Below are 9090 nucleotides of genomic sequence, written 5' to 3'. Positions count from 1 at the left end.
TGCGCGCCTGCGCGCGCTGCCCCGGCACTGGGTGCTGCCGGCCGCCGCGGTGCTGCGCCGCCCGCTGCGCCTGCCGGCCGCCGCCGCACCGCGCCTGCGCGACGTGGTCGGCTTCGAGATCGACCGGCAGACCCCGTTCGAGGCCAGCCAGGTCCATTACGACGTCCGCGAACTGGACACCCTGCCCGACGGCCAGCTGCAGGTGGAACTGGTGGTCATTCCGCGCCAGGCGCTGGAGCAGTGGTCGCAGCAGGCCGGCAGCTGGGCGCAGCAGCTGGCCGGCGTGGATGCCGACGATGGCAATGGCCAGCCGCTGGGCGTGAACCTGCTGCCGCCGACCCAGCGCCGGGTCACCCACGACCCGATGCGGCGCTGGAACCTGCTGCTCGCCGTCGCCACCGTGGTGCTGCTGGCCTTGGCCGGCACGCAGCTGCTGGACAATCGCCAGGCCGCCGCCGATCGCCTGCGCGAGCAGGTCGATGCCGCCGCACACGATGCACGCCGCGTGGCCGCGCAGCGCCAGCAGCTGCAGGAACTGGTGGATGGCGCCGCGTTCCTGGAGGGCAAGCGCGCCGAACACGCCAGCACCGTGGAGCTGTGGAACGAACTGACCCGGCTGCTGCCCGATGGCACCTACCTGGAAAAACTGTCGGTGGAAGGCAACACGCTGCAGCTGATCGGGCTGAGCCGCGAGGCCTCGCAGCTGGTGTCCCTGCTGCAGGATTCACCGCTGTGGCGCAAGGTCAACCTGACCGGCGTGCTGCAGGCCGATGGCGGCGCCGCCGGCCGCGACCGTTTCACCCTCACCGCCGAGCTGCAGCCCTTGCCCGGTGCCCCGGCCGCCGCCACGCCCGCCCCGGAGGTTGCCAATGGCAATGCCGCCAACACGCCGTGACCGTTGGCTGGCACTGGCGTTGCTGCTGGCGGTGATCGCGCTGGCCTACCTGCTGCTGGTGCACCCGTGGTTCACCCGGCCGCTGCTGGACATCAACCAGGGCATTACCGAACTGCAGGAACGCGAGCAGCGGGTGCAGGCCCAACTGCAGCAACGCGGGCAGGTGCAGCAGCGCCTGCAGCAGGTGCAGGCGGCGCTGGAAGGGCGCCCGGGCTTCCTGCGCGAGCCCACTGCCGAATCGGCCGCGGCCGCGTTGTCGAGCCGGTTGCAGGATGCGGTGGCCTCGGCCAGCCCCGGCAACCGCAGCTGCACCATCAGCAACCGCTCGCCGCTGACCGACACCGCGCGCGATGCGCAGTTCCCGCGCGTGGCCCTGCAGGTGCGCCTGCGCTGTGGCGTGCCGGAAATGGCGGCGGTGCTGCACACGCTGGAAACCGGCAGCCCGCGCCTGTTCGTGAACAACCTCAACCTGCTGGCACAGCGCTTCCAGGCCTCGCCCAACGAGACCGGCACCGGGCTGGACGTGTCGTTCGAACTGGTCGGCTACCTGCGTCCCGGTGCGGGCACCGAGGCGGCGGCTGCGCCGGTCGAGCCGGCACCCGAACCCGCGCCGGCAGGGCTGGGACCGGTCGGCTCGGCGATGGCGGCCCCGACCGATCCCGGCACCGCCGAACCGGTCGAGGAGGGCGCCCATGAAGATTGAACTGGCCCCCCTGCGCAGCTGGTGGCTGGGCGGCGTGGCCGCCTGGGCCGCCGCGATCTGGATCGCCACGCTGTTCGGCGTGGGCGGTCGCATCGCACCGGCCGGTGCCGGTGATCGCGCCCCACCGCCGCTGCCCACCCTGGCCGCGGCCGCGCCGGAACGGATCGCCTCGGCCGAGGCCTACGCCGCCATCGGCGCGCGTCCGCTGTTCGCCGAAGACCGCAAGCCGCGCCCGTACCTGCTGGGCGGCAGCGAGCCGGGCAGCAGCGCCAGCGCGGTCACCCTCACCGGCGTGCTGCTCACTTCCGAATTCGGCATGGCCATCCTCACCACCGACCAGAAGCAGTCGCTGCGCCTGCGCCTCAACGGTGATGCGGTCAACGGCTGGCAATTGCTCGCGCTGGAGCCGCGCAGTGCCACGGTCACCGGTCCCGGCGGCACCCAGACCCTGGAACTGGTGACCTTCAGCGGGCAGGGGGGCGAGCCGCCGACGGTGCTGGGCACCGCCGCCGGCGCAGCGCAGGCCAATGGCGCGCGCCCGCCGGTTCCGCCGCCCGCGCAGAACGCGGGCCGGGGGCCGACAACGAACTTTACCGCTCCGCCGCCCCCGACCCAGGCAACGGTAGAAGCCGCCGCCAATGCAGCCGCGGAAGCCGCTGCCGCAGCGCAAAAACCGGCCACGCAGGGCCCGAGCGAAGAACAGATGCAAGCCATCCGCGCCCGCATCCAGGCGCGTCGCCAGCAATTGCAGCAGCAACAGTCGCAGCAGCCGCCCGCGGGCGGCTCCGGCCAAACCAAATAGAGTGAAAGCATGACATTGCGTCTTTTCTCCCTGTCGTTCGCCGTTGCCCTGCTTGCAGGCTGCGCCTCCGTACCCGGTCCCGAAGTGCGCCGCGACGCGGTCCTTGATGGCAAGCACCAGGTGGTGGCCGGCGATGGCTCGCACGATGGCGTGAACGCGCAGCCGCTGAACACCGACGGCGCACCGCAGCCGGTGATCCGCCGCGGCAGCGGCACCATGATCAACCGCAGCGCCGCCGCAGCGCCGTCGCCGGCGTTGTCGCAGGCCAGCACCGGCACCGCCACCTTCAACTTCGAAGGCGAATCGGTGCACGCGGTGGTCAAGGCGATCCTGGGCGACATGCTGGGCCAGAACTACGTCATCGCGCCGGGCGTGCAGGGCACCGTGACCCTGGCCACGCCCAAGCCGGTGTCCTCGGCGCAGGCGCTGAACCTGCTGGAGATGGTGCTGGGCTGGAACAACGCGCGCATGGTCTACAGCGGCGGCCGCTACAACATCGTCGCCGCCGACCAGGCATTGGCCGGCACCGTCGCACCGAGCACCGCGCCGGCGGCCAACGCGCGCGGCTTCGAAGTGCGCGTGATCCCGCTGCAGTACATCTCCGCCACCGAAATGAAGAAAGTGCTGGAGCCGTACGCGCGGCCGAACGCGATCGTCAACGTCGACACCGGCCGCAACGTGATCACCCTGGGAGGTACCCGCAGCGAGCTGGAAAACTACCTGCGCACGGTCGAGATCTTCGACGTGGACTGGCTGTCGGGCATGTCCGTGGGCGTGTTCCCGATCCAGACCGGCAAGGCCGAGCAGGTCGCGGCGGACCTGGAGAAGGTGTTCGGCGAAGAGAGCAAGACCCCCAGCGCCGGCATGTTCCGCTTCCTGCCGCTGGAGAACGCCAACGCGGTGCTGGTGATCACCCCGCAGGCGCGCTACCTGGACCAGATCCAGCAGTGGCTGGAACGTATCGATACCGCCGGTGGCAGCGCCCGGCTGTTCTCCTACGAACTGCGCTACGTCAAAGCAAAGGACCTGGCCGAGCGCCTGGCCGAGGCCTTCGCCAGCGACAACAGCCGCAGCGGGCGTGGCAGTGGCGGTTCGCTGGCCCCCGGCGCGATCACCCAGGAGCTGGGCAGCCGCGACGGCACCAACGGCAGCAGCCTCAACAGCACCGGCAACAGCGGTACCACCCGCACCGGCGGCATGGGCGATGGCACCATGAGCCTGCCGCAGCGCCAGCCGGGCAACGCCAGCTTCAACCTGGAGATCCAGGGCGATTCGGTCGGCGTGTCGGCGGTGGAGGAAACCAACACGCTGCTGGTGCGCTCCACCCCGCAGGCGTGGCGTTCGATCCGCGAAGTCATCGAAAAGCTCGATGTGATGCCAATGCAGGTGCACATCGAAGCGCAGGTCGCCGAAGTGGCGCTGACCGGCGACCTCGCCTACGGCGTGAACTGGTTCTTCGAACAGGCCGTGGCCACCGGCAAGACCGAAAGCGGCATCGACCTGCCCAGCGCGCTGGGGCGTTCGATCTGGGGCAGCATCTCCGGCCGCGTGGGCGACACCGGCCTGGGCTGGACCTTCCTGGGCAAGAACGCCGCCGCCGTGGTGACCGCGCTGGACAAGGTGAGCAACCTGCGCCTGCTGCAGACCCCGTCCATCTTCGTGCGCAACAACGCCGAAGCCACGCTCAACGTGGGCACGCAGATCCCGATCAACTCGGTGTCGGTCAACACCGGCGTGGGCGGCGACAACACCTACAGCCAGGTGCAGTACCTGGACACCGGCGTGATCCTGAAGGTGCGCCCGCGCATCACCCGCGATGGCGTGGTGTTCCTGGACATCGTGCAGGAAGTCAGCTCGGCCGGCGCCATCCCGGCCGGCTGCGACCCCACCCGCACCACCTGCAACCCGCCGATCAACACCCGCAAGATTTCCACCGAGGCGGCGGTGCAGAGCGGCGACACCATCATGCTGGCCGGCCTGATCACCAATTCCGACGAGAACGGCGCCAATGGCGTGCCGGGCCTGAGCCGGATCCCGGTGATCGGCGCGCTGTTCGGCCGCAAGACCCAGAACACCGACCGCTCCGAAGTGATCGTGCTGCTCACCCCGACCATCGTGCGCAACGCGCAGGAGTCGCGGAACCTCACCGACGAGTACAGCAACCGCTTCCGCGCCATGGAACCGTTCCCGTCCCGCCCCAAGCGCTGAGTCCTGCTACGCTGCGGTCACGACGCCGCACACAGGGGGACGGATGGGAACGATCGTGTTGCTGCCGATCGGGGTCGATGACAGCGCGCTGGACCGCTGCCTGGCCGCGCTGGATGCGGGCACGCTGGCGCAGACCCCGGTGTGGCTGGCCGACGACGGCCAGGCCGGGCCGCGTGCGCAGGCGGTGATCGAACACTGGCTGGCGAACACGCCGCTGCGCGCCGAATACACCCGCCGTGCCCGCGCCATTGGCGAAGTGGCGCATTTGGACGAAATGCTGCGCGCCTGCGAAGGCGGCGACGTGGTGGTGCTGGCGCCCGATGCGGTGCCGGCGCCGGGCTGGCTGCAGCAGCTGGATGCCTGCTTTGCGCGGGATGCCTCGATCGGTTCGGCCACGCCGTGGTGCAATGCCGGCGAAACCGCCGCCTGGCCACGGCTGGGCGAGATCAACCCGGTGCCGGACGATCTGGGCGCCATGGCGCAGGCCTGTGCGGCCCTGCCGACGCTGGACCCGGAACTGCCCTCGGCGGTGACCCACGCGGTGCTGCTGCGGGCCAACGCGCGGCGCAAGGCCGGCGGCCTGGACATGCACAGCTACGGTTCCTGGAACGCGGCGCTGATCGACCTGAGCCTGCGCATGGCCGGCCTGGGCTGGCGCAACGCGCTGTGCGCCAATGCCTATGTCGCGCGCGACGGTGAGGCGCAGGCGCACGACGGCGACCTGGAAGCGCTGGGCACGCGCTGGCCGACCTGGCAGCCGCGGCTGGCCGGTTTCCTGATGGGCGACCCGCTGCTGCAGGTGCGCCAGGACCTGCAGCGCCTGCACCAGCAGGCGATAATGCCCCGGTCGCAGGGCGATCTGTTCGGATCGCCCGCCGTACCCGCTCCGGAGCCGCCTGTTTGAATCCCTGCATTGCCGTCATCATCGTCAGCTACCAGAGCGCCAGCACCCTGGACCAATGCCTGACGCGGTTGCGCGCGGCCGACGAGGTCGCCGAGATCCGCGTGGTCGACAACAATTCCGATGACGGCACGCTGGAGATCATCCAGCGCCACGCCAGCGCGGATCCGCAGCTGCACTTCATCGCCAACCCTGACAATCCCGGCTTTGCCGCCGCCAACAACCAGGGCGTTGCAGACAGCCAGGCGCCGTGGCTGGCCTTCATCAACCCCGACCTGATGGTCGCCGCCGACACCCTGGCCCAGCTGCGCGCGCGCGGCCAGGCCCTGGGCGACTGCGTGCTGGGCGTGGAGCAGGTGGACGAGCAGGGCCAGCCCGATGCGGCGGTGCGCCGCCGTGATCCCGATTTCGGCGCGATGCTGCGTCACCCGGGGCAGGGCGCGAAGCTGGCCCTTCCGGCCGACCCGTCGCAGGTGCTGCAGAGGGTTCCGGCGCTGTCCGGGGCGCTGCTGCTGATGCCGCGTGCGCTGTTCGACCGCATCGGCGGCTGGGATGCCGGCTACCGCCTGCATGCCGAAGACCTGGACCTGTGCCGCCGCGCACGCGAGGCCGGGGCGGTGGTGGCCATCGCCAACGACCTGCAGGTGGTGCACGTGCGCGGCGTGTCCAGCCGTTCCCGGCCGTTCTTCGTGGAATGGCACAAGCACCGTGGCCTGTGGCGCTACTTCCGCCGCTTCGAGGCGCCGCGGCGCAACCTGCTGGTGCAGGCGGCGGTATGGGGCGCGATCTGGGCGCATGCCGCCGCACAGGTTCCGCGTTTGCTGCGCAACCGCAGGTAAGGTGTGCCGGCCAACGGCCGGCGCTACCGGGTAGGTACCGACCGTTGGTCGGTACCTGCTGGCAGGCGCATAATCCGGGCATGATCATCCAGTCCCTGCTCGACACCGACCTGTACAAATTCACCATGATGCAGGCGGTGCTGCACCAGCACCCCGGCGCGCAGGTCCAGTACCGGTTCAAGTGCCGCACGCCGGGCATTGACCTGGCCAGCTTCATCGACCAGATCAACGAAGAAATCGACCACCTGTGCCAGCTGCGCTTCAGCGCCGAAGAGCTGGATTACATGCGCGGGCTGCGCTTCGTGAAGCCGGACTTCGCCGACTTCCTCGGCCTGTTCCACCTGGACCGCAAGTACATCGACCTGCGCCCGTCGCAGGCCGTGCCGGGCGAGATCGAGCTGGACATCACCGGGCCGTGGCTGCACACGATCCTGTTCGAAGTGCCGCTGCTGGCGATCATCAACGAGGTCTGGTTCCGCAACACCAGCACCCCGGATTTCGCCGAAGGCGAGCGCCGCCTGCAGGCCAAGACCGCGCTGCTGCGCGATACGCCGGGCTTCGAGCTGTGCCGCATCGCCGACTACGGCAGCCGCCGCCGCTACTCGCGCGACTGGCACGCCCGCATGCTGCCGATGATGCGCGATGCGCTGGGCGACCAGTTCGTGGGCACCAGCAACGTGCATTTCGCGCGGCTGTACGGCATGACCCCGCACGGCACGATGGCGCACGAGTACCTGCAGGCGTTCCAGGCGCTGGGCCCGCGGCTGCGTGATTCGCAGGTGGCGGCACTGGAGTCGTGGGCACGCGAGTATCGCGGCGACCTGGGCATCGCACTGTCCGACGTGGTCGGGCTGGAGGCGTTCCTGCGCGATTTCGACATGTATTTCTGCAAGCTGTTCGATGGCGTGCGCCACGATTCAGGCGACCCCTTCAGCTGGGGCGACCGCATGCTGGCGCACTTCAAGGAACGCCGGGTGGACCCGCGCAGCAAGGTGCTGGTGTTCAGCGACGGGCTCAACATCGAAAAGGTGATGCGCCTGTTCGATTACTTCCGCGGCCGCTGCCAGGTCGCGTTCGGGGTGGGCACCCACCTCACCAACGACCTGGGTCCGACCCCGCTCAACATCGTGATCAAGATGGTCCGCTGCAACGGCCAGCCGGTGGCCAAGCTCAGCGATTCGCCGGGCAAGAGCATGTGCGACGACCCGGGCTACCTGGCCTACCTGCGCCAGGTATTCGAACTCCCGCCGGAATAACCGCGCTATTCCAACGCGTACCGGGCCACAAACAGCGCTGCAACCAACCACACGGCGGGATGCACTTCGCGCCAGCGCCCGGTACCGGCCTTGAGCACCGCATAGGCAATGAACCCGAACGCCAACCCATTCGCGATGGAATAGGTGAACGGCATCGCCAGCGCGCACAGCGCGGCGGGCACCGATTCGGTGAGGTCGTTCCAGTCCACATCCACCAGCTCACGCAGCATCAGCCCGGCCACGAACAGCAGCGCCGGTGCGGTGGCATAGCCGGGCACCATGCCGGCCAGTGGCGAGAACAGCAGGGCGGCCAGGAACAACGCGGCCACGACAAGGGCGGTGAGCCCGGTACGGCCACCGGCCTGCACGCCGGAGGCGCTTTCGGCAAAGGCGGTGGTGCTGCTGGTACCAAGCAGTGAGCCGGCGACGATGGCGGTGCTGTCGGCCAGCAGGGCGCGCCCGAAGCGCTTCTGCGCGCCGGGCAGCTTGAGCAGGCCGGCACGGCCGACCACGCCGTACAGGGTGCCGGTGGCATCGAACACTTCAACCAGCACGAACACCAGCACCACCTGCAGCAGCACGGCAATCGGCGCGCCGCCGTCGTGGTGAAGCAGGCCGGGCAGGTCCAGCTGCAGGAAGGTGGGGGCCAGGCTGGGCGGCAGCGAGATCACACCCTGGTACTGCACGGCACCCAGCAGCCAGGCGGCGCCGGTGACGGCGAGGATGCCGATCAGGATGGCACCGCGCACGCGGCGTGCTTCAAGGATGGCGATCAGCAGGAAGCCGGCCAGGGCCAGCAGCGGCGGGGCGGTGTTGAGCGGCCCGAGCGCGACCAGGGTGTCGGGGTTGGCGATGATCACGCCGGACTTCTGCAGGGCGATGATGGCCAGGAACAGGCCGATGCCGGCGACGATGGAGGCGCGCAGCGAGGCGGGAATACCGGCCACCAGCCAGGCGCGCACGCCGGTCAGGGACAGCGCCAGGAACACCAGTCCGGAGATGAACACGGCGGCCAATGCCTGTTGCCACGGCAGGCCGGCGGCACCCACGACGGTGAAGGCAAAGAACGCATTCAAGCCCATGCCGGGGGCCATACCCACGGGGAAGTTGGCGGCGAACGCCATCACCAGCGAGCCGAGCGCGGCGGCCAGGCAGGTGGCCACGAACACGGCGCCGGGGTCCATGCCGGTGGTGGACAGGATGTCGGGATTGACGAAGACGATGTAGGACATCGTCAGGAACGTGGTCAGCCCGGCCAGCAGTTCGGTACGCACGGTGGTGCCGTGCTGTGAGAGCTGGAACAGGTTTTCAAGCAGTTTCATGGTGGGGTCCATGTCTCTTTTGGTTGGATCACAAGCGAAGTCAAAGGCCTTCGTTTGATGCATCACTTGCTGAGGGCCGGCGGGTGCGGGGGTACGGGGGGCGCCGTGAATACATCCGTGTAGGCTCTTACGAAACATCCATGTTTCGTAAAGCCCCCGTACCC

Annotated in this window: 8 protein-coding genes; 7 read left to right on the top strand and 1 reads right to left on the bottom strand. The window is 69.5% G+C overall.

What is annotated here, in order from left to right; all coding sequences use genetic code 11:
* The 7 genes from QMX79_RS18330 to pncB form a co-directional block, all read left to right on the top strand.
* Nucleotides 1-895, top strand: an 895-nt coding sequence (locus tag QMX79_RS18330; RefSeq protein ID WP_282248052.1) for a PilN domain-containing protein, incomplete at its 5' end; no start/stop codon positions are given.
* Nucleotides 870-1598 (top strand): type II secretion system protein GspM, encoded by a 729-nt coding sequence (gene gspM, locus QMX79_RS18325; RefSeq protein ID WP_282248051.1) that lies wholly within the window; start codon nucleotides 870-872, stop codon nucleotides 1596-1598. The genes QMX79_RS18330 and gspM, both read left to right, overlap by 26 nt.
* A complete protein-coding gene (locus tag QMX79_RS18320; RefSeq protein WP_282248050.1) occupies nucleotides 1588-2400 on the top strand; it encodes a general secretion pathway protein GspN in 813 nt (270 codons plus the stop codon). Before gspM ends, QMX79_RS18320 begins: the two co-directional genes overlap by 11 nt.
* Nucleotides 2401-2409: 9 nt before the next feature.
* Nucleotides 2410-4608, top strand: a complete 2199-nt coding sequence (gene gspD, locus QMX79_RS18315; protein ID WP_282248049.1) for a type II secretion system secretin GspD — start codon at nucleotides 2410-2412, stop codon at nucleotides 4606-4608.
* 43 nt (nucleotides 4609-4651) lie between these two features.
* A complete protein-coding gene (locus QMX79_RS18310) occupies nucleotides 4652-5512 on the top strand; it encodes a glycosyltransferase family 2 protein (RefSeq protein WP_282248048.1) in 861 nt (286 codons plus the stop codon).
* A complete protein-coding gene (locus QMX79_RS18305; protein WP_282248047.1) occupies nucleotides 5509-6348 on the top strand; it encodes a glycosyltransferase family 2 protein in 840 nt (279 codons plus the stop codon). Before QMX79_RS18310 ends, QMX79_RS18305 begins: the two co-directional genes overlap by 4 nt.
* Before the next feature lie 80 nt (nucleotides 6349-6428).
* Nucleotides 6429-7604, top strand: coding sequence for a nicotinate phosphoribosyltransferase (gene pncB / locus QMX79_RS18300; RefSeq protein WP_282248046.1), 1176 nt, complete (start codon nucleotides 6429-6431; stop codon nucleotides 7602-7604).
* A gap of 5 nt (nucleotides 7605-7609) precedes the next feature.
* Here the strand turns inward: pncB and QMX79_RS18295 are convergent, their stop codons facing one another.
* Entirely contained in the window at nucleotides 7610-8926 is a 1317-nt protein-coding gene (locus tag QMX79_RS18295) for an NCS2 family permease (RefSeq protein WP_282248045.1), read from the bottom strand.
* Between the last annotated feature and the right edge of the window lie 164 nt (nucleotides 8927-9090).

The organism is Stenotrophomonas sp. PS02300 (assembly GCF_029959395.1).
In the GTDB taxonomy this organism is placed as follows: Bacteria; Pseudomonadota; Gammaproteobacteria; order Xanthomonadales; family Xanthomonadaceae; genus Stenotrophomonas; species Stenotrophomonas maltophilia_AD.
The sequence above is the reverse complement of the archived record's forward strand: the minus strand, read 5'-3'. Positions and strand labels throughout refer to the sequence as shown.

What these genes read in the sequence shown, in the direction of transcription:
- QMX79_RS18310 (WP_282248048.1), top strand. Translation starts at nt 4,652, where the DNA reads ATGGGAACGATCGTGTTGCTGCCGATCGGGGTCGATGACAGCGCGCTG.
- gspD (WP_282248049.1), top strand. Translation starts at nt 2,410, where the DNA reads ATGACATTGCGTCTTTTCTCCCTGTCGTTCGCCGTTGCCCTGCTTGCA.
- QMX79_RS18320 (WP_282248050.1), top strand. Translation starts at nt 1,588, where the DNA reads ATGAAGATTGAACTGGCCCCCCTGCGCAGCTGGTGGCTGGGCGGCGTG.
- QMX79_RS18295 (WP_282248045.1), bottom strand. Translation starts at nt 8,926, where the DNA reads ATGAAACTGCTTGAAAACCTGTTCCAGCTCTCACAGCACGGCACCACC.
- pncB (WP_282248046.1), top strand. Translation starts at nt 6,429, where the DNA reads ATGATCATCCAGTCCCTGCTCGACACCGACCTGTACAAATTCACCATG.
- gspM (WP_282248051.1), top strand. Translation starts at nt 870, where the DNA reads ATGGCAATGCCGCCAACACGCCGTGACCGTTGGCTGGCACTGGCGTTG.